The sequence below is a fragment of the Flavobacterium sp. genome, from assembly GCF_030146175.1.
Taxonomy (GTDB): domain Bacteria; phylum Bacteroidota; class Bacteroidia; order Flavobacteriales; family Flavobacteriaceae; genus Flavobacterium.
This window is the reverse complement of sequence record NZ_JASLCE010000024.1, coordinates 19,509-38,969: the sequence shown is the minus strand read 5'-3', so window position 1 is coordinate 38,969 and position 19,461 is coordinate 19,509. Positions and strand designations below refer to the sequence as shown.

15 protein-coding genes are annotated in these 19,461 nt (G+C 40.5%); 8 read left to right on the top strand and 7 right to left on the bottom strand.

Features of this window, described 5'->3' with window-relative positions; all coding sequences use genetic code 11:
* Nucleotides 1–28: 28 nt before the first annotated feature.
* Nucleotides 29–2,857 (bottom strand): aminopeptidase, encoded by a 2,829-nt coding sequence (locus tag Q1R07_RS02815; RefSeq protein ID WP_366526329.1) that lies wholly within the window; start codon nt 2,855–2,857, stop codon nt 29–31.
* 262 nt (nt 2,858–3,119) lie between these two features.
* Here Q1R07_RS02815 and Q1R07_RS02810 point away from each other — a divergent pair, with 262 nt between their 5' ends.
* Nucleotides 3,120–5,084, top strand: coding sequence for an endonuclease (locus tag Q1R07_RS02810; RefSeq protein ID WP_300485789.1), 1,965 nt, complete (start codon nt 3,120–3,122; stop codon nt 5,082–5,084).
* A 70-nt stretch (nt 5,085–5,154) separates the two neighbouring features.
* On the opposite strand, the gene Q1R07_RS02805 is transcribed toward Q1R07_RS02810, so the two are convergent.
* On the bottom strand, nt 5,155–7,632 hold the full coding sequence (locus Q1R07_RS02805) for an outer membrane beta-barrel family protein (protein ID WP_300485787.1): 2,478 nt from the start codon (nt 7,630–7,632) through the stop codon (nt 5,155–5,157).
* A 96-nt stretch (nt 7,633–7,728) separates the two neighbouring features.
* On the bottom strand, nt 7,729–8,070 hold the full coding sequence (arsC, locus tag Q1R07_RS02800) for an arsenate reductase (glutaredoxin) (RefSeq protein ID WP_300485785.1): 342 nt from the start codon (nt 8,068–8,070) through the stop codon (nt 7,729–7,731).
* Nucleotides 8,071–8,185: 115 nt separating this feature from the next.
* On the opposite strand from arsC, the gene Q1R07_RS02795 reads away from it, so the two are divergent.
* Both Q1R07_RS02795 and Q1R07_RS02790 read left to right on the top strand, forming a co-directional pair.
* A complete protein-coding gene (locus Q1R07_RS02795; protein ID WP_300485783.1) occupies nt 8,186–9,097 on the top strand; it encodes a CPBP family intramembrane glutamic endopeptidase in 912 nt (303 codons plus the stop codon).
* Nucleotides 9,090–10,130 (top strand): AMP-binding protein, encoded by a 1,041-nt coding sequence (locus tag Q1R07_RS02790; RefSeq protein ID WP_300485840.1) that lies wholly within the window; start codon nt 9,090–9,092, stop codon nt 10,128–10,130. The genes Q1R07_RS02795 and Q1R07_RS02790 overlap by 8 nt, the downstream gene beginning before the upstream one ends.
* Nucleotides 10,131–10,230: 100 nt before the next feature.
* Here Q1R07_RS02790 and Q1R07_RS02785 read toward each other — a convergent pair whose 3' ends face one another.
* The 3 genes from Q1R07_RS02785 to Q1R07_RS02775 all read right to left on the bottom strand — a co-directional run bounded on the left by Q1R07_RS02785 (nt 10,231) and on the right by Q1R07_RS02775 (nt 14,139).
* The gene (locus tag Q1R07_RS02785; RefSeq protein ID WP_300485781.1) at nt 10,231–10,656 is read right to left on the bottom strand and encodes a DoxX family protein; all 426 of its coding nucleotides are present in this window, start codon (nt 10,654–10,656) and stop codon (nt 10,231–10,233) included.
* 118 nt (nt 10,657–10,774) lie between these two features.
* Nucleotides 10,775–12,406: a M1 family metallopeptidase gene (locus Q1R07_RS02780; RefSeq protein WP_300485779.1), complete on the bottom strand. Its 1,632-nt coding sequence runs from the start codon at nt 12,404–12,406 to the stop codon at nt 10,775–10,777.
* A gap of 104 nt (nt 12,407–12,510) precedes the next feature.
* Nucleotides 12,511–14,139 carry a carboxyl transferase domain-containing protein gene (locus Q1R07_RS02775; RefSeq protein ID WP_300485777.1) on the bottom strand — a complete coding sequence of 543 codons (1,629 nt, stop codon included), beginning with the start codon at nt 14,137–14,139 and terminating at the stop codon, nt 12,511–12,513.
* 177 nt (nt 14,140–14,316) lie between these two features.
* Here Q1R07_RS02775 and Q1R07_RS02770 point away from each other — a divergent pair, with 177 nt between their 5' ends.
* Together Q1R07_RS02770 and Q1R07_RS02765 are read left to right on the top strand one after the other, a co-directional pair.
* Nucleotides 14,317–14,961 (top strand): DUF47 family protein, encoded by a 645-nt coding sequence (locus Q1R07_RS02770; protein ID WP_136402937.1) that lies wholly within the window; start codon nt 14,317–14,319, stop codon nt 14,959–14,961.
* Between the two features lie 31 nt (nt 14,962–14,992).
* Complete coding sequence (locus Q1R07_RS02765) at nt 14,993–16,060, top strand: inorganic phosphate transporter (protein ID WP_300485775.1); 1,068 nt, start codon at nt 14,993–14,995, stop codon at nt 16,058–16,060.
* Nucleotides 16,061–16,111: 51 nt separating this feature from the next.
* Here the strand turns inward: Q1R07_RS02765 and Q1R07_RS02760 are convergent, their stop codons facing one another.
* The gene (locus Q1R07_RS02760) at nt 16,112–16,531 is read right to left on the bottom strand and encodes a hypothetical protein (RefSeq protein ID WP_300485773.1); all 420 of its coding nucleotides are present in this window, start codon (nt 16,529–16,531) and stop codon (nt 16,112–16,114) included.
* Between the two features lie 142 nt (nt 16,532–16,673).
* Here Q1R07_RS02760 and Q1R07_RS02755 point away from each other — a divergent pair, with 142 nt between their 5' ends.
* From Q1R07_RS02755 to Q1R07_RS02745, 3 genes are read left to right on the top strand one after another with little or no spacing between them, the layout of a single operon-like run.
* Entirely contained in the window at nt 16,674–17,687 is a 1,014-nt protein-coding gene (locus Q1R07_RS02755) for a bifunctional oligoribonuclease/PAP phosphatase NrnA (protein WP_300485836.1), read from the top strand.
* A gap of 3 nt (nt 17,688–17,690) precedes the next feature.
* Nucleotides 17,691–18,299 (top strand): gliding motility-associated peptidyl-prolyl isomerase GldI, encoded by a 609-nt coding sequence (gene gldI, locus Q1R07_RS02750; RefSeq protein ID WP_300485771.1) that lies wholly within the window; start codon nt 17,691–17,693, stop codon nt 18,297–18,299.
* A gap of 29 nt (nt 18,300–18,328) precedes the next feature.
* On the top strand, nt 18,329–19,420 hold the full coding sequence (locus tag Q1R07_RS02745) for a peptidylprolyl isomerase (RefSeq protein WP_300485769.1): 1,092 nt from the start codon (nt 18,329–18,331) through the stop codon (nt 19,418–19,420).
* Nucleotides 19,421–19,461: the final 41 nt, after the last annotated feature.

Here is a 19,461-nt window from a genome sequence, read left to right as displayed (position 1 = left end):
TAAAAAAGGGACTTTTTTTAAGTTTTATTTAGAACCACTTACGGGTAAAAAGGGAAACTAATGTCCTTGCGCTTAGTGTTACGACAAATCGAATACGTTGCCCATAGTTCGGATCTTTTACTTCCCAGCCATTGTTGGAGTATACCGGAAAATACAATTCGAAATAATCCTGAACCAGATTGAGTCGGATACCACTGTCGTATACAAACTGCGGATTGGAAAACTTATTTTTAATAATCCCGGCATCGCCGTAGGCTTCGATCCAGTTCCAGATACTAACACTAACATTGGATGTCGTCATCCACTGATTGGCATAACGGTTCTTCAATTTGGATTTAAAACCGCCGTCGGCCATCACAAATTGCTGACTGAAAAGGCCGGTGGATTCCGAACGTCCGATAAGGTTGTAACCGAAAAGATAATCCGATGGACGATCCAATCCGAAACTAAAGAAATCGGTTCCGGTTTCATTATACATAAACGTACCGCCAAAGAAACGAACGGTTAACTGACGACGGTCGTCAAATAATTTACGGTATTGGTATTCCGCGGATATTTTACTGAAATTATTGGCAATCTGTAAATCGGTCAGAAAGCTGTATAATTTGGCTGTTTCCGCTTCTCCAACAGAATAGCGCGCATTGAAAACGGAATAATTTTCTTCCTTTTTATTTTTCAACAATGGAGAGTCTTCTTTTTCTACAAAAACATGGCGGAATAAAATCGTTTCCTTTTTATTTTCGCGATAATCCGGTTCACGGAATCGGAATTGTACCGATGGTGTAATCTTGGTATACGAAGCATTTGGCGCATAGTGCAAGGTTGAACCCGTAATGGAATAACGGATATTATACAAACGTTCGTCTCTTACGTTATGGAAATAGGAGAGTGTGGCACTACCGACCAATTCTTTGGTATTACTGGAATAATCCGGTATGATGTCAAACTGGAATGGCTTGTCCAAAAGGGTTTCGTTATGAATACGCATTCCAACAATCACACCGTCATAGAGGTTATAATTGAAATCCGGAACATAGAATAACTGGTTGTATTGCGGATCTTCCAGATCTTTAAAAAAGTTAAATTTTATAGGACGGTTTAACGCTGGAAACCCTTTTAAGGTTTTATAATTATTCCGACGGTTAAATTCGGGCACCTCATTGCCATAGTTCAGTGCCAATCGGTCGATGCCTTCTTTGGAAACGGTCACAATGGTATCGGTGGCGACATTGGGCAACCACACTTTCGAAATAACGTGGTCTTTTTTAACACCGTAAAGGGATATCGGTACAGTGGCATGGGCGTTGTTTTTAACGGTTACCTGTACGGTTTTACCATCGTCACTTTCTTTGATTCTACCAAATTTGTAATCGATCAGATCTCTGGAATCGATCACCGATTTAAAAAACCAATCGATATTTTTATCCGTTTTCGATTTTAGGATATTTTCGATATCCTGACGCGTCGTTTGCTGCGTTTTATTTAAGGTCACAAAATCATGTAACGCCTGATCAACGCTTTCCTGTTGCAAATAAGCATCCAGATAATTCAGTGCCAGTCCGGCTTTGTATTTTCCGGAGATTTGCTCGTTGAATTTAACAAAGGTGTTTTTTGGATTTCCAATCGGTTGATCCAAATTCATACGGGCCATCATCAGATAGAGATAGCTGTATTGTTCGTTAAAACCGGTACTAAAAAGACTAAAACCGCGTAATATTTTATAACGGGCAAGCGTCCCGGTCATTTTTACATTCGGGTAATTGTCTTCTATATATTTCATCATCGTATAAACCTGAATACCGTCGTAAATCCAGTTGTCATCGCGATGATTGAGTTGTAAGGTGTTTTTTAGGTAATTGTTGACGTAGGTTTTCAGGAATTTCAATTCGTAGACAAAGGAATCCGGAAAAGGTCTTAAAAACTTTGGAAGTTGGTTAAGTCCGTAAAATGGATTACGGTCGTAGTCGGTCTGACTAATGATCATTTTATTTTGCGCCGGACTACCCAAATGCTCGGAAACATAATTCACCACTCGATCGATGATCACTGCTTTTTGGAAATCATCTAGTTTTTTTTCGCTGATATTGGTTGCGATTTCGGTTTTATCGTTTTTATAAAAGCTATAGGTAGCGGCGGTTTCAACGGCCAGTAGTATATCCTGACGATTTTTTCCGCTTAGGCTATATATCTTATAGGGATCTTCCTCGTTTGTAGCTAAAACGTCTAAATCGGTTGTCAGAGATAGTTGCGATGGGATTTTAATCTGGATATCAAAATCGGATACCGCATTCGAGATATCGTCCAGGTTTTCGTTACTGTCTTTTACAAAACCGCCCTTTTCGTAACGCGCCGGTGTTAAAAACCAGTTTTTGATATAAAAACCGCCCTGACTATCGAATCCGTATCGCGTAAAACGATCGTTCGGAAGCTTTACCGAATAAACGATGTTGATTTTAAATTTCTGATTTGGATATAAAGGATTCAGCAAATGTACATCGACCAGATCGGGTTGGTTGGGAAGGCGGGACCATTCGAGTCTTCTCTGATTTTGATCAATAATTGAAATGATATCGGTATGGCCGCGGTCGCTATCACTTGCCAGATGGAAAATCCGGGTAAACTCGTCCGAAAAGCGCTTCCCCAAAGGTGAATTTTTATCGGAATAAGCATTGTTCCAATCGTTTAAGATATAATCTTTTAGCGTGTCGTTGGTCGTGTTGTGATAGGTTATTTCCTGTTGAATCTTTAGTGTTTTGGCATCGGAATCAACGGTTATCTGCATGGCGCTGTGGTGTTGCGCATGAATGCTGCATATTCCTGAAAGTAAAGCAATACAAAGATAGATATAGGCTTTCAATAGATAACGTTTCTTGTGTTTGACCTGATTTATAGTTTCACATTCCCGATTCACAATGTTACAATTTTAATTCAGAATATTTGCGAAAATTCTTTTAACAGAAATAAAAAAAATCAGACACTATTTTGATGCTTAGCCATGCCAAAACCTGCTTTTACTATGTTAAGAAAAGGTAATTTTTTGATATCCAGTTACGTATTAACATTTGAAAAAGATCATTTTTTAGTCTTTATGGCTACATTTGTCTTTAAACTTTCTTATAATGACAAAAAAACTCCTCCAAATTTTATTTCTATTAGCGACGAATTTTATGTTTTCGCAGGTGGTTATCAACGAACTGGATTCGGATACGCCTTCGACAGACGATAAAGAATTCGTTGAATTAAAATCGGCGACACCCAATTTTTCGTTAAACGGTTATATTCTGGTTATGTTTAACGGTGGAAGTACCGGAACGTCGAATTTGAGTTATTATGTGATCGATTTAAACGGTATGGTTACCGATGCCAATGGAATTATCGTATTGGGAAATCCCTTAGTATCGCCGGTTCCGAACTATCTTTTTTCGATCAATACCATTCAGAACGGACCGGATGCGATTGCGATATATCAGGCGAGTGCTTCCAGTTTTCCAATGAATACTCCGGCCTCAACGACCAATCTTATCGATGCGCTGGTTTACGGAAACAACAATACACAGGCCTCAGCTTTATTGACCGCTTTGGGTGTTTCGACTCAGATTAATGAAAATATGATTTCCCAGGGGACTACGCAATCCATTCAGCGTAAAAACGACGGGACGTATGAAGTTAAAGCGCCAACACCGGGCCGTAACAACGATGGTAGCGGTATTGCTTTTAACGGTATCACGATTACCGCTCCGACAACGCATCTGACCGAAGGCGATAGTTTTAACATCACCTTTACTACGCAAACGAATGTAACGAGTAATCTTACCTTTAATTTTACGCTGAACAACGGTAGTTTTACCAATGCTGATTTCACCGGAAATACTACGGTTTTTATACCGGCAGGTTCCAATTCGTTTACCACGACGATTCAACTTGTAGATGATACCGAAGACGAAGGCGATGAAGTTTTACGAATTAAATTCGGGACACTTCCATCGGGTTATGTTCGGATGAACGACTTTATCGAGATTCGCGTAATTGACAACGATTATACCACTTCAGCCTGGGGAACGCCTCTAAATCCTACCCATGGTGTGGTAAGTAGTACCGCTCCGGCCGGTTATTACAGTTCGCTGGAAGGACTAAGCGGAGCAGCGCTAAAACAGGGAATTCAGAATATTATCGCCAATCCGGCCGTAGTACGCGCGCATAATTATGGCGATATTGTCGATATCCTGAAAAAAGCCGATCAGAATCCGCTAAACAGCAATCAGGTTTGGATGATGTATGTGGAAGCGCCACGTGCAAAACTCGATTTTCAGACCGGAAGCAGTAATGTAGGCACCTGGAACCGCGAACACATTTATCCGCAATCCCGTGGTGGATTTAGTAACGGAACGTCATCAACACCGGATGGAATCAATGTTTGGTTACCAACGAATGCGGACGATATTAATGCGGCCCATGCCGATGCACATCATTTACGAGCGGAAGACGGACCGGAAAACAGTTCGCGTAACAACCGCGATTATGGCGGTACCGATTACAACGGACCGGTAGGCAACCAGGGATCCTGGAAAGGCGATGTAGCGCGTGCTTTATTTTATATGGCGATCCGTTATAACGCATTGGATCTGGTAAACGGTAATCCACCGGATACGACGGTAGGACAATTGGGCGATCTGGCGTCTTTATTGACGTGGAATCACAGCGATCCATCGGATGATTTTGAAATGAATCGTAACAATTATATTTATACCTGGCAAATGAACCGTAATCCATTTATTGATCATCCAAATTTGGCGGATTATATCTGGGGTGTTCATGCGGGAGAAGCATGGTCGGCTACCTTAACAACCGAAGATATAACAAAACTACAAATGGTATTGTATCCGAATCCGGCACACGATTATCTGATGATTAGCGGTAGCGTTGATCGCGGACAAATTGAAATCTATAACATCGCCGGACAAAAAGTACGTACATTCGATTTTGACGGAACAACCCGATTACAATTGGGATTGCCATCCGGAATTTATATGGCGAAAGTAACCGCAGCAGATCAAACACTGATTAAAAAGTTGATCATCAATTAGAAAAAACGACAACTAGATTGCATAAAAAAAGCTCCGTAGATACGGAGCTTTTTTTATTGCTTTTGGGAGATTATCCACCCATATATTCTTCACCACCACCATTATCGTCGCGTTTTTGTTGTTTATCCCTGTCGGATTTACTTTTGTTAAAACGGTACGTAAAGGTTAGGTTGATCTGACGCTCTCTCCATTGCATTTCACTGTGTGAATTCAGTAGGAGTGGAATGTTGGTATCGGTAATTCTTTTTCTGGAATTAAAAATGTCGTTTACATTTAAGGCAATCGTTGCTTTATCTTTCAGAATGTCTTTGCTCAAAGCTAAGTTTGCCGATAGGATTCCTTCGCTTCTTCCCTGAGAGGTATTTTGCGGTGCATTATACGTCCCATTGGTTTGCCAGTCGATTCCATATGGTAAGCTCACTTTCGAACTCACACGGGTAAACCAGCTGTAAGCCGTATTGCTTAAATCGGTAAAAACCTCTGTATTGTTTTGATCAATATAAGTATAACTTCCTTCCAACTCGTTGCGGAAGAAGTTGAAGTTACCGTTTAATTTCCACCATTTGTATGGCGTATAATTCAACGTAAATTCAAAACCAAAACGATATTCGGTAGCTAAGTTCACCGGCGTATTGGCGTATACCGGGTTACCGTCGATTACATTTCCGGTTGCTTTTTTAATAAACTGGAAACTATCATCGGTTTTATTAAAATAAGCCGACGTATTCAACGTCAATTTGTCCCAACGTTTCAAATAACCCAGGTCAAAGGAGTTGGTATACGACGGATTCAAATCCGGGTTTCCTTCGAATACGTTGATGTTACTCGATAATCCGTTAAACGGATTTAGGAAACGCCCTCTCGGACGGTTGATACGTTTGCTATAACTTAAACTAATACTGTTATCCTGTGCAAACTCATAGCTTAAGAATACACTTGGGAAGAAATTGTGGTATTTTTTGGTATTGAATTGTTCCGTACGTAAAAAGTCAATCCCGATGTTGGAATCTTCAAAACGCATTCCCACCATATAACTGAATTTACTGATCTTAGAACCAAACTGTGCATAAAGCGCGTTGATTTGCTCTTTATATTCGAAAATATTGGTAAAGTTCGGATCGTTCATCCAGGCGTTACTACTAAAATGATCCACACGGTAATCGGTGATCAAATCGGTAAAGTCACCACGGTAACCCGCTTCAAACTGACTTTTCTTTCCAATTGGTAAAACGTAATCGGCTTGTAACAGGCTTCGCGTTTGTTTTTGGTTGTTTAAGGTTCTGTCAATAGTAGCCACACCGGTATCAAAACGGGTATCGCTAATCGTTGCATCGTCATTATCACGGTTGGTAGAAGCCGAAAAATCAACGGTTAATTTATGACCATCTTTTTTAAACTTCTGCGTGAAATTTGTCGAGTATTCTAAATTTTGTGAATCGTTTGACTGATCGTTAAAACGGTTACGGGTGTATAAAAAATCGTGATTGGCATCATAATTATTAAAGAATACATTATCCGGATTGGCACCGTTGTTTTTACGGACTCCAATCGAGTTCGTCCAGGTTAAGGATTTGGTTAAATACCATTCCAATCCGAAACCGGCATTATACCCTTTACGCTCTCTTTTGTTTTTACGACGCTCTTCGATATAGCTGGAAACCGCACCGGTAGTACGATCTAAGTTTTCCGAATCGGTAAACGAATTCCCCGGACTGTTGCTGTAGTTGTAACCGAAGTTGGTAAACAGGTTAAACTCTTTGCTTCTGAAATTGATATTGGTATTACCACCAAAATTGTCCGGATTTCCGGCCACAGCCATAACGCTACCGTTAATTCCCTGTGCTTTTCCTTTTTTAAGGATGATGTTTACGATACCGGCACCACCTTCGGCATCATAACGCGCCGACGGGTTAGTGATGACTTCCACTTTATCAACCGAGTCGGCCGGAAGTGTACGCAAAGCATCCGCAACATTGATTCCGGCAAGTCCCGAAGGTTTTCCGTCAATCAAAATACGAACGTTGTCGTTACCTCTCAAGCTTACGTTACCGTCAGAATCAACCGTAACCGAAGGAACATTGTCCAACACATCGCTCACGCTACCGCCTTTAACAGTCATGTCTTTTCCAACGTTGTATACTTTTTTGTCCAGTTTGATCTCTACGGTACTTTTTTCGGCTACTACGGTAACTTCCTGAAGTTGTTTGGCATCAAGTGCCAGTGTGATCATTCCCAGACTGGTGTCTTTGTTAAGTTCTTTTTGTGGGATTTCAACAGTCTTAAAGGAAAGGAATTCCACCTTGATATAGTAATTTCCGGCGGGTACTTCAAAAGTGAATTCCCCTTTGTCGTTGGTCATCGCACCGGAAACAAGTGATTTGTTTTTAAGATTTTGGGCATAGATATTAGCATATTCCAGGGGTTGCTTGGTTTCGCTGTCCACAACACGTCCGGTAACGGTAACCTTATTGACGTCTGGTTTTTGAGCGAAAGAGACAACAGAAGACAATAGTAAGAACATTACTACCGCAAAATGAAATCGTTTCATGTGTAATTAGTTTGATTTGCAAGGTTTGACTGCAAAAGTAACCTTGGGTTTAAGTGCGGAATCACAAATGTTTGTTAAAACAAACGTATACTGATTCTAAATAATATCCAGAATCTTTTCGGTTGGACGACCAATAACGGCTTTGTCGCCATTGATAACAATCGGACGTTCAATTAGTTTTGGGTTTTCGGCTAAAAGGGTAATGATCGCATCGTCGGAAAGCGTCTGACCTTTATAATTTTCGGTCCAAAGCGTTTCTTTCTGACGCACCAGTTCGATCGGTTTAATCCCCAGTTTCTGGATAATCGATTGCAGTTCTTCACGGCTCAAAGGTTCGTCCAGGTATTTTACGGTTTCAAATGTAATTCCTTTTTCTTCCAACAGGCAAAGTCCTTCTCTGGATTTGCTGCATCTCGGGTTGTGGTAAATTGTAATCATAGCGCAATATTTTTTACAAAGGAACTACTATTCTGTGAAAATTGGATTAACTTAGTGAAAACAAATTTTCCTCCTGAGGTTTCTATAAGGAGCGTACTAAAATCCAGTAACAGATATGTTTATCGAACAAGTCAAAACCAAAAACTTTCGTTTCTTTTTGTATTTACCGATTCCGGTGTTCTTTTTTGCCGTTATGATTGCCAATTATATGGCGGCTTCCGAGATCGATACCGAACAGGCAATGCATCAAACCATAGCCGCTTTTGGTGAAAATATGACCTTTGTAATGATTATTCTGCCACTTTCGATTGCTTGTCTGTTGTTATGGGTTTGGGTAAAAGTGATACACCGTCAAAGTATTACCAGTTTGACGACTTCGCGGCCAAAAGTGGATTGGAGCCGGATTTTATTTTCATTCGGATTATGGGCAACAATATCGATCGTACTGACGCTGGCGGTTTATTTTTCGCATCCCGAAAACTTTACGTTCAATTTCCAACCGGTACCGTTTTTTACCTTTCTGATATTGGCGGTATTGTTTATCCCATTGCAAACCAGTTTCGAAGAATACTTGTTTCGCGGTTACCTGATGCAAGGTATCGGTGTGGTGACACGAAGTCGGTTGATTCCATTTTTGACCACTTCTATATTGTTCGGACTACTGCATATTGCCAACCCGGAAGTCGGGAAAATGGGAAATATTATATTGATATATTATATCGGAACCGGATTTTTTCTGGGAATAATGACGCTAATGGACGAAGGATTGGAACTGGCGTTGGGTTTCCATGCGGCCAATAACCTGGTTGGAGCGCTTTTGGTTACTTCCGACTGGACGGTTTTTCAGACCCATTCCATTTTAAAAGATATGTCGGAACCATCGGCCGGTTTTGATGTGATACTGCCGGTGTTCGTTATCTTCCCGGTATTGCTGTATATCTATTCGCGAAAATACCAATGGAAAAACTGGAAAGAAAAGCTAACCGGTAAAATCGTATTTGAAAATAAAGAGGATTATGATGAATAAGCTAACCTACAAAAATGTGCACAATCGTTTTAAGTTAAACGGGCTGCATTTTAACGGAAAAGAACTGTATGATAAAGCCTATGTTTTTGTAAAAGAAGGAGACGCTCACGAAAAAGCATTAGGGAACTTTATTCTGGAATGGTTTGACGGAAAAGAATATATCGAAATGACAACTTCCGGAACCACGGGAACGCCTAAAAAAATACACTTACAAAAGGCGGCAATGGTCAATTCGGCACTGGCAACAGGCGATTTTTTCGATTTAAAACCGGGCGATACGGCACTTCATTGTTTGCCGATACAATATATAGCGGGTAAGATGATGTTGGTGCGCGCCTTTATCCTCGGATTGGAGTTGGATTATGTCGTACCGGATTCCCGTCCGTTGGATATAACGGGGAAAAAATACGATTTTGCGGCGATGGTACCTTTGCAGGTGGAACAATCACTGGCCGAATTGGATCAGGTTCAAAAACTAATTATCGGCGGAGCCAAACTAAACGCCACTTTGGTCGAACAGTTAAAAACACTACCGGTGGCCATTTATGAAACCTATGGGATGACGGAAACAATTACCCATATTGCGGCTAAAAAAATACAGGAAACGGCTTTTACGCTATTACCGGGCATACATATTGCTACCGACGAACGCGGTTGTCTGGTGATAAACGCACCGCGCATTTGTGAGGAACCCTTGGTAACAAACGATATGGTAACGATAATCGGAGAAAAGCAATTTATATGGTTGGGACGTTATGACAACGTGATCAATAGTGGTGGCGTGAAATTGTTCCCGGAACAGATCGAGGAGAAGCTGGCTATGGCTATACCGCAACGTTATTTTGTGATCGGAAAGGAAGACGATACGCTGGGCGAAAAGTTGGTATTGGTGATCGAAGGGGAACCGTATACTCTGGCACCGGAAGCTTTTGGCAAATTGGATAAATTTGAAAAACCGAAAGAAATCCTTTTTGTAACCCATTTTAAAGAAACCGAAACCGGAAAAATCAAGCGGAAGGAAACCGTGGCATAAGGGCATAAAAAAAACCACAAAGTCACCTGTTAGCTGTTCACAACACGTTTCTGAATACACGTTGGTTCAAGTGGTCTTTGTGGCGGGTTTTTTATAAGAACTATTGGTTCATTTTAAAATAATAGTCGGCCGAATGTTTTCCACTTCCGTAGAATAGGAAAAAGACACAAACCAACAGCGTGATGGCGGCCATAATCAGGTTTTGTACATTCATTTGTCCTAAAAAGTTAATCATCACCGCTCCGATTAGTATCGGCAATTGCGCCCAAATCGACCAGCGGGTCAGTAATCCGAAAACGATCATAATACCGCCTACCATATGTGCCGAGGCCACATAATGGATTAGTAGCATTTCACTACCAAAATTCTTGTTCATATGACCGAGAATTTCGTGTAAGTACTGTCTGTTTGTGATAAAAAATACGCCTTTTAAAAACAAAAAGACACCAAGGCCAATACGCACCAGATCTATCGGATAGCTGGTATGAGCGTTGGCCCATTTGTTTAAACTTTTTACTCTATCCATAACAAATGACAATTTGATTTAGTATGAAAGTTACTAAATAAAATTAATATTTGATAATTTATTGGTTAAAAGTTGTGTTTTTACAGGTTTTAAATGTTAAAATAATATATTTTGTAAATTATTTCTGAACATTGTAATACATCTTTTTAGTATTAAATTCCAATTGATCGGCGGTTACCTTTTTGTCAAATTTTTGCCATTCGGTTGTAACGTCTATTCGGGCGGTTTTCCCTTTGTAAGTATATTCTACCGGCATCTGGAAATTATCCACATTGGCTTTCCAGCGGTATTCCAAACGGTTGTTTTGAGTTCGAAGTTCCAATACCGGAATGTTTTTATAGCGTAGGTATTGGTTGAATATCGGTGTCAGGTCTTTTCCGGTTTCCTTATTAAAGAAAGCGATAACCGTTTCGGTATCGATAATTTGCTTTTTATAGGTTTCGGAATAATCCAGTAAAAGCTTCCACCATTTGGCGTCGTCGTTAAGGATATGACGAATCGTATTGAGTAGCAAAGCGCCTTTGTAATACATATCGCCCGAACCTTCTTTGTTCACACCATAAAAACCAATAATAGGACGGTCGTTTTTAACGTTGCGACTTTGACCGTTTACATAAGCTAACGCTTTGTCGTAACCCAGATTGCATTCTACAAAAACCGCTTCGGTATACGTGGTAAATGCCTCGTGAATCCACATATCGGCAATATCTTTAGACGTAATGCTATTTCCAAACCATTCGTGTCCGGATTCGTGTATTGTGATAAAATCAAATGTCAGTCCGATACCGGTACCGCTCAGATCCGATCCCAAATAGCCTTTGCGGTATTTGTTTCCGTAGGCTACGGCACTTTGGTGTTCCATACCTAAATAAGGTGTTTCGACCAATTTATAGCTGTCTTCCCAGAATGGATATTTTCCAAATTTCGACTGGAAACAATCCATCATCGGTTTTACTTCTTCAAAATGTTTACGGGCTTTGTCTTCATTTTCACGTAACACATAATAATCGAGGTCAAGACCTTTGTAATTGTCGTGGATATGCGCATAATCGGCGATATTAACCGTAATGTCATAATTGTTTATCGGGTTGATCACCTCCCAATCCCAACGGGTATACCCATTTTTCAAATCTTCGCTACCTTTAAAACGACCGTTGGAAACATTCATCAAACCGTTTGGAACCGCTACTTTTACGGAGGCGCCATTATCAGGCTCGTCGGTTTGCGAATCTTTAACCGGATACCACAAACTTGCTCCGGTTCCTTGTACGGCTACGGCGATCCAGTCTTTTCCTTTGCTGTCTTTGCTAAATACAAAACCGCCATCCCATGGTGCATTTTTGGCTACGATGGGTTTTCCGGAATAATAAAACCGTATGGTTTCGGTGTTTCCTTTTAGAAGGCGTTCCGGAAAGGCAATAAAAACGGCATCGTTATCGCGTTTGTAGTCCAGTTTTTTATTTTGAAACACGATACTGTCGACTTTCATGTTTTCAAACAGATCTACCTGAATCATATTGGTATGCGTAACCACTTTAAAAGTGATGTCGTTATAACCGGTGATCGAACGTTCTTCCGGGTTGATTTTGATATTAAGGTCGTAACGTTGTACGTCATAACTGGTACGTTCGGCCCGCAAACCACCATGAAGGGAATCCCTACGGGTAAAAACGTCTTTTTCGGTGATTAACTGAGCGGAAACCTGTTGGAAACCAAATAATAAAAGAGAAGCGAGTATAAGGTTTTTCATAGTCGTATTGATTTTAATCCGGGTAAAGAAAACGGTAGCATAAATAAAAAATCTACTGCTTACGAATAAGTAGTAGATTTTTAAAATTGTTACAATATGTTGTGTTAAACCTGGATTACGCCAAGGTTAAACGGTTTTTCAATAGGAGCGTGGTTGGCAGCTTCGATTCCCATGGAAATCCATTTACGGGTATCCAACGGATCGATAATAGCATCGGTCCAAAGTCGTGAAGCGGCATAATAAGGCGATACCTGCGCATCGTAACGCGCTTTGATTTTGTCGAACATCTCGGCTTCTTTTTCCGGAGTCAGTTCTTCTCCTTTGGCTTTTAGCGAAGACGCTTCAATTTGTAATAACACTTTGGCTGCCTGCGCACCGCCCATAACGGCTAGTTCGGCACTTGGCCAGGCGAAGATCAATCTTGGATCGTAAGCCTTTCCACACATCGCATAATTTCCGGCACCATAGGAGTTTCCTACCACTACGGTAAATTTCGGAACAACGGAGTTGGATACGGCATTTACCATTTTGGCACCGTCTTTAATAATACCGCCATGTTCGGATTTGGAACCTACCATAAATCCGGTTACATCCTGAAGGAATACCAACGGGATTTTTTTCTGGTTACAGTTGGCAATAAAACGGGTTGCTTTATCGGCACTGTCGGAATAAATAACACCACCAAATTGCATTTCGCCTTTTTTGGTTTTAACCACTTTACGTTGGTTGGCTACAATTCCAACAGCCCAACCGTCAATACGGGCATAACCGGTAATAATCGTTTGTCCGTACCCGGCTTTATATTCGTCGAATTCCGAATTGTCTACTAAACGATTAATGATGTCCATCATATCGTATTGTTCGGAACGCGCTTTCGGTAGGATACCGTAAATTTCGTTTTCATCCAAAGCAGGTTTGGCCGGTTTTTCACGGTTGTATCCGGCTTTTTCGAAATCACCAATCTTACCTACAATGTTTTTAATCGTATCCAAAGCATCTTTGTCATCTTTGGCTTTATAGTCGGTTACTCCTGAAATTTCGCAATGCGTTGTTGCGCCACCCAGCGTTTCGTTATCAATCGTTTCGCCAATAGCAGCCTTAACCAGGTAACTTCCGGCCAGGAAAATACTTCCGGTTTTGTCTACAATCAGGGCTTCATCACTCATAATCGGAAGATACGCACCACCGGCAACACAGCTTCCCATTACGGCAGCGATTTGGGTGATTCCCATGCTACTCATGATGGCATTATTACGGAAAATACGACCAAAGTGTTCTTTATCGGGGAAAATCTCATCCTGCATCGGAAGGTATACTCCGGCACTATCCACCAGATAAATAATCGGCAATTTGTTTTCCATTGCGATTTCCTGTGCTCTCAGGTTCTTTTTCGCGGTAATCGGAAACCAGGCTCCGGCTTTTACGGTAGCATCATTGGCAACAACAATACATTGTTTTCCTTTGATATATCCGATTTTGACAACCACACCACCGGATGGACATCCGCCGTGTTCTTTATACATTCCGTCGCCTACAAAAGCACCGATTTCGACACTTTTTGACTTTTCGTCCAATAAATAATCGATACGCTCACGGGCTGTCATTTTGCCTTCGGCGTGTAATTTTGCAATTCGTTTTTCGCCACCTCCGAGCTTTACTTTTGCTAAATTTTGTTTTAATTCGGAGACTAAAAGCTTGTTATGATCTTCGTTTTTGTTGAAGTTTAAGTCCATTATATGTTGTTTCGCTTTGAGTTTGTTTGTTGGAGCGCTAATTTACGATTTAATTACCAATAAAAAAGTGGGTGTCTATTGAAGTTTTTGAAGGGGATTAATTAAACATGAATTGTTATTTAGTTAACGTTAGCTTAACATTACAAGGGTAATTTCGCGTCATTAAATTAACATATGATGTCATTAAACAACATTTTCCAGTTTTTAGTACCGAAAGATAAGAAATTCTTTCCTCTTTTTGAGCAGGCTTCTATTAACCTGATTCAATTGGCAGAAACCCTTCACGAAGCAGTAAATGCACCGAAAAATGAAAGAGAAGAGTACTTCAAAAAGATTGAAGAGTTAGAAGCTAACATCGAAGAAATTACCCATAAAACAAACCTGGAATTAAGCCGTAACTTTATCACGCCATTCGACCGTGAAGATATCCACGCTTTGATCACTGCTATCGATGACGTAGCCGATTATATGCACGGAGCGGCAAGTAGAATGCGTTTGTATCAGGTAGAAAAAATTACAAAATCGATCCGTAAATTAACGGAAATCAATTTGGAAGCTTGTCAGCATATCGGAAATGCAATTAAGGAATTAAAAGACCTTAAAAACTTAAAAGCCATTGCTGATGCTTGTAAAAAAATCAACAAACTGGAAAGTAAAGCGGATAACGTATTCGATAAAGCCGTAGCGGATATTTTCGAAAACGAAACCGATGCTAAAAATATCATCAAATACAAAGAAGTATTATCGGCATTAGAGACTGCTTCCGACAAGTGTAAGAGTGTTGCCAATGTTTTAGAATCGGTAACGGTTAAATATTCATAACAACAGTCATCACCCCCAGAAAATAAATCGTATGGATTTTACATTACTTGTCATTATCATTGTATTAGCACTGATTTTTGATTATATCAACGGTTTTCACGATGCGGCCAACTCGATTGCGACCATCGTGGCAACAAAAGTACTGACGCCCTTTCAGGCGGTATTATGGGCGGCGGCTTTTAACTTCGCAGCTTATTTTATCTCCATGTACTGGATCGGTGAATTTAAGATTGGTAACACCATCGCCAAATCGGTTAACGAAAACTTTATCACGCTGGAAGTGATTCTGGCCGGACTTATCGCAGCAATTATCTGGAACTTACTAACCTGGAAGCTTGGAATTCCGTCTTCTTCATCCCACACCTTATTGGGAGGATTTATGGGAGCAGCACTGGCACATGCCGGCGCTTTATCCGATAACGGAATAGACGTAATTAACTACGCCAAAGTAATCCCAACGTTCCTGTTTATTTTCTGTGCCCCGTTAATCGGTATGCTTATCGCCTATCTGATTACCATTTTAATTATGAACATCTGCCGAAAGGCCAATCCGCATAAAGCTGATAAGTGGTTTAAAAAATTACAGTTAGTATCTTCGGCCTTATTTAGTTTAGGACACGGAGGGAATGATGCTCAGAAAGTTATGGGGATCATCGGAGCTGCTGTAATCTGTTATCATATGAATATTGGTGACGTAGCCTATACTGCTTTGGATTCGAGCCACCGTTTTGCACACTTTGTGGAAGATTGGGCCTGGGTTCCTTTTGTGAGTTTCCTGGCGATCGGTTTGGGAACGCTAAGTGGTGGATGGAAGATCGTTAAAACCATGGGATCTAAAATTACCAAAGTAACGCCTCTTGAAGGTGTTGCAGCCGAGACTGCCGGTGCGGTTACCTTATATTTAACCGAGCATATGGGAGTTCCGGTATCAACGACACACACCATTACCGGTTCGATTATCGGGGTTGGAATTACAAAACGTATTTCAGCGGTACGATGGGGTGTAACGATTAACCTGTTATGGGCCTGGATTCTTACGATCCCGGTTTCGGCCCTGATCGCGGCAATAATGTATTATATTTTGAAAATGTTCCTGTAATTGGAAATTGAAATAAAAAAAAGAGCTGTCATTTGACAGCTCTTTTTTTTATTATTTATCTTTTAGATATTTCATGTTGTAAACCACAATCCGGTCGTTGTAATAGATGTATAATTGTTTGCGGTTACCTTGTTTTTTACGGGTGTAAATAGCAATCGTACAATCATCTCCTTCGTTGGTGACACATTGAAAAGAAGCAATGTCGTCGGTAGGGGTAGATTTAACATCGAAATATTTAATGATTTTAAACAACTGTTCGACGTTGGAATAAACCATAATCCGGTTTTTTTGAGTATTCAGATCGATAATGATTTCCGCTTTACGGAATTCGGTATAATCGCTCCATTTTCCTTTTTTATCTTTTTCGGCCACGCTGACACCGGTCGTGACAAAACGGTAATCCTGACTATAAAGCTGACTGCTTCCGGATAGAAACAGTAAAAAAAGTAGGGCTTTTCGAATCGTTTTCATTTTAGTACTATGCTTTAATGGGGACAATAATACAAAAAAAACGTCCGGAATGCCGTATTATTTTATCGGTTTTTTCGAAACCTTTATTTTTAAGGAAATACTAACCCTTTTGTGAACCAAAAAAATGTAAATTCGCAGCATGATGAATAAAAATGAAATGGAAGCGATCCATACGTTATTGGCCTCGCCAAAAAAAATCGCGATCATTCCCCATCGAAATCCGGACGGAGACGCTATGGGGTCGACACTGGCATTGTACCACACTTTTTTACAACTGGGCCATAAGGCGGTTGTCATAGCGCCCAATGAATTTCCGGATTTTTTAAACTGGCTTCCGGGAGCCGATACGGTTCGGGTTTTTGAAACCCAGAAAAAAACCTGTGAAACGCTGATAAACGAGGCGGATATTGTTTTTACATTAGATTTTAACGCGCTGCACCGAACCGGTGAACAGATGGAAAATTTCCTGAAAACGTTGACGGAAAAATTATTCATCATGATCGATCATCATCAGTTGCCGGATGCCTATGCAAAATATACGTTTTCCGATACGAGTTACGGTTCTACCTGCGAAATGGTGTATACGTTTTTAACCGAATTGGGATATTCCGATTTGATCAATAAGACGGTGGCAACCTGTATTTATACCGGAATTGTAACCGATTCGGGTTCATTCCGATTCCCGCTTACAACCAGTACGACACATCGTGTTGTAGCCGATCTGATCGACCGTGGTGTAGAAAACAGTAAGATTCATAACCTGTTGTTCGATACAAGCTCCTATAACCGTTTGCAGTTATTAGGACGCGGTTTGCAAAACCTGAAACTGTTACCGGAATACAAAACGTCTTATATCACTTTAAGTCAGGACGAATTGGATCAGTTTCATTATGTGAAAGGTGATACCGAAGGAATAGTAAACTACGGACTATCGATTAAAGGAATCGATTTTACGGCTATTTTTATCGAAAACAGAGAAGAGGGGATTGTTAAGATATCGTTCCGTTCGCAAGGTGGTTTTGATGTAAACCAATTTGCCCGCGAACATTTCAACGGCGGCGGACATATCAATGCGGCCGGCGGAAAATCCTTTTTACCATTAGACGAAACGATACAACAATTTATTGCTATTTTAGCGTCTGAAAAGACAACATAACTTATGAAAAGAATCTATTTTTTAGTGCTGGCCGTTTTGGGATTTGCTTTTACAAGCTGTTCTCAACAACAGGCACGGCATCCGATTTCGCATAGTTCGGGGACTTTTATCAAAGAATCGATCAAGCGAAATAAAAAACTGATCGCCAATGAAGAATCGCTTATCGAGGCGGTGATCAGTAAAGATACCGCAAAGGCCTATGTTGCTTCAGCCAAAGGATACTGGTATCGATATGATATCAAAAATGATAAAGAAACCCTGACGCCTAAAAAAGGCGATATCGCTTATTTTGATTATAACATCAGCGACCTGGACGGTAAACTGATTTATTCGGAAGCCGATTTAAAATCGCAGGTATATCATGTGGACAAACAAAACATCATGATGGGACTTCGCGATGGAATCAAACTGATGAAAAAAGGAGAAAAGGTAACGTTCTTATTTCCGTCGCATATGGCATATGGCTATCACGGGGATAATGATAAAATCGGCACCAATCAACCGTTAATCTGTACGGTTACATTGACCGATTTAAAACCGGGTGCTTCCGAAAAAAGCAAGCCGGCTCCGAAAACCGAAACTGAAAATACAAAAAACCAACCCGAAAACTAGTAATAATTATCAATTTAAAAATGAAATCAATGACAAGTTTATTTTTAGGCCTTGTTGCATTATTTAGCTCTTGTACGTCATCTTACGATAAGTTAGGCGACGGGCTTTATGCCGATATCGAGACAAATAAAGGTAACATAATCGTTAAATTAGAATACCAGAAAACGCCGGTTACCGTAGCGAATTTTGTATCGTTAGCCGAAGGTAAAAATCCTTTTGTAAAAGATAAATTCAAAGGGAAACCGTTTTATAATGACGTTAAATTTCACCGTGTGATCAAAGATTTTATGATTCAGGGTGGTGATCCGGACGGAAATGGAGAAGGTGGACCAGGTTATAAATTTAAAGATGAAATCGCACCGGAATTAAAACATACCAAAGCGGGAATCTTATCGATGGCCAATGCCGGACCGGGTACAAACGGAAGTCAGTTTTTTATTACGCACAAAGCTACGCCATGGTTAGACGGAAAACACAGTGTTTTCGGAGAAGTGGTTCAAGGTATGGATGTTGTAAATAAGATCGAGCAAAACGATGTGATCAAAAAAATCACAATTATCCGTGTTGGAAAAGACGCTAAAAAATTCGACGCGCCAAAAGTATTCAAAGGTTATTATGATACCGAATCGGTTGCACAAAAGAAATTGGCCGAAGGTTTAAGTAAAATTAAAACGGATAAAGTAGCGGCATTTGCAGCAGCAAAAACAGGAGCTACTAAAACACAATCCGGATTGGAATATGTTATTGTTAACAAAGGAAACGGTAAAAAACCGGCTGCCGGAACACAGGTATATGTACATTATGCCGGTTATTTCGAAAACGGAGACTTGTTTGATACCAGCTACGAAGATGTTGCAAAAGCTTTCGGAAAGCTTGATGCCAACAGAGCCGCTGCGAATCAGTATATGCCATTCCCTTTCCCTTACGGTAAAAAAGAAGGTTTGATCCCTGGTTTTATCGAAGGATTGGAAAATATGTCATTTGGTGATAAAGCGATCCTTTTTATCCCGTCACATTTGGCTTATGGAGAAAGAGGATATGCGATTATCCCGCCAAACACCAATTTGATCTTCGAAATCGAAATGTTGGAAACGCCACCGGCGCCAAAAGCAAAACAATAAATAAAAGTAAAGTCCCGACAAAATCGGGACTTTTTTTATAG

Excerpts from the sequence above, each read along its gene's own strand:
- Q1R07_RS02810 (WP_300485789.1), top strand. The coding sequence starts at position 3,120 with ATGACAAAAAAACTCCTCCAAATTTTATTTCTATTAGCGACGAATTTT.
- Q1R07_RS02805 (WP_300485787.1), bottom strand. The coding sequence starts at position 7,632 with ATGAAACGATTTCATTTTGCGGTAGTAATGTTCTTACTATTGTCTTCT.
- arsC (WP_300485785.1), bottom strand. The coding sequence starts at position 8,070 with ATGATTACAATTTACCACAACCCGAGATGCAGCAAATCCAGAGAAGGA.
- Q1R07_RS02795 (WP_300485783.1), top strand. The coding sequence starts at position 8,186 with ATGTTTATCGAACAAGTCAAAACCAAAAACTTTCGTTTCTTTTTGTAT.
- Q1R07_RS02790 (WP_300485840.1), top strand. The coding sequence starts at position 9,090 with ATGAATAAGCTAACCTACAAAAATGTGCACAATCGTTTTAAGTTAAAC.
- Q1R07_RS02785 (WP_300485781.1), bottom strand. The coding sequence starts at position 10,656 with ATGGATAGAGTAAAAAGTTTAAACAAATGGGCCAACGCTCATACCAGC.
- Q1R07_RS02780 (WP_300485779.1), bottom strand. The coding sequence starts at position 12,406 with ATGAAAAACCTTATACTCGCTTCTCTTTTATTATTTGGTTTCCAACAG.
- Q1R07_RS02775 (WP_300485777.1), bottom strand. The coding sequence starts at position 14,139 with ATGGACTTAAACTTCAACAAAAACGAAGATCATAACAAGCTTTTAGTC.
- Q1R07_RS02770 (WP_136402937.1), top strand. The coding sequence starts at position 14,317 with ATGTCATTAAACAACATTTTCCAGTTTTTAGTACCGAAAGATAAGAAA.
- Q1R07_RS02765 (WP_300485775.1), top strand. The coding sequence starts at position 14,993 with ATGGATTTTACATTACTTGTCATTATCATTGTATTAGCACTGATTTTT.
- Q1R07_RS02760 (WP_300485773.1), bottom strand. The coding sequence starts at position 16,531 with ATGAAAACGATTCGAAAAGCCCTACTTTTTTTACTGTTTCTATCCGGA.
- Q1R07_RS02755 (WP_300485836.1), top strand. The coding sequence starts at position 16,674 with ATGAATAAAAATGAAATGGAAGCGATCCATACGTTATTGGCCTCGCCA.
- gldI (WP_300485771.1), top strand. The coding sequence starts at position 17,691 with ATGAAAAGAATCTATTTTTTAGTGCTGGCCGTTTTGGGATTTGCTTTT.
- Q1R07_RS02745 (WP_300485769.1), top strand. The coding sequence starts at position 18,329 with ATGACAAGTTTATTTTTAGGCCTTGTTGCATTATTTAGCTCTTGTACG.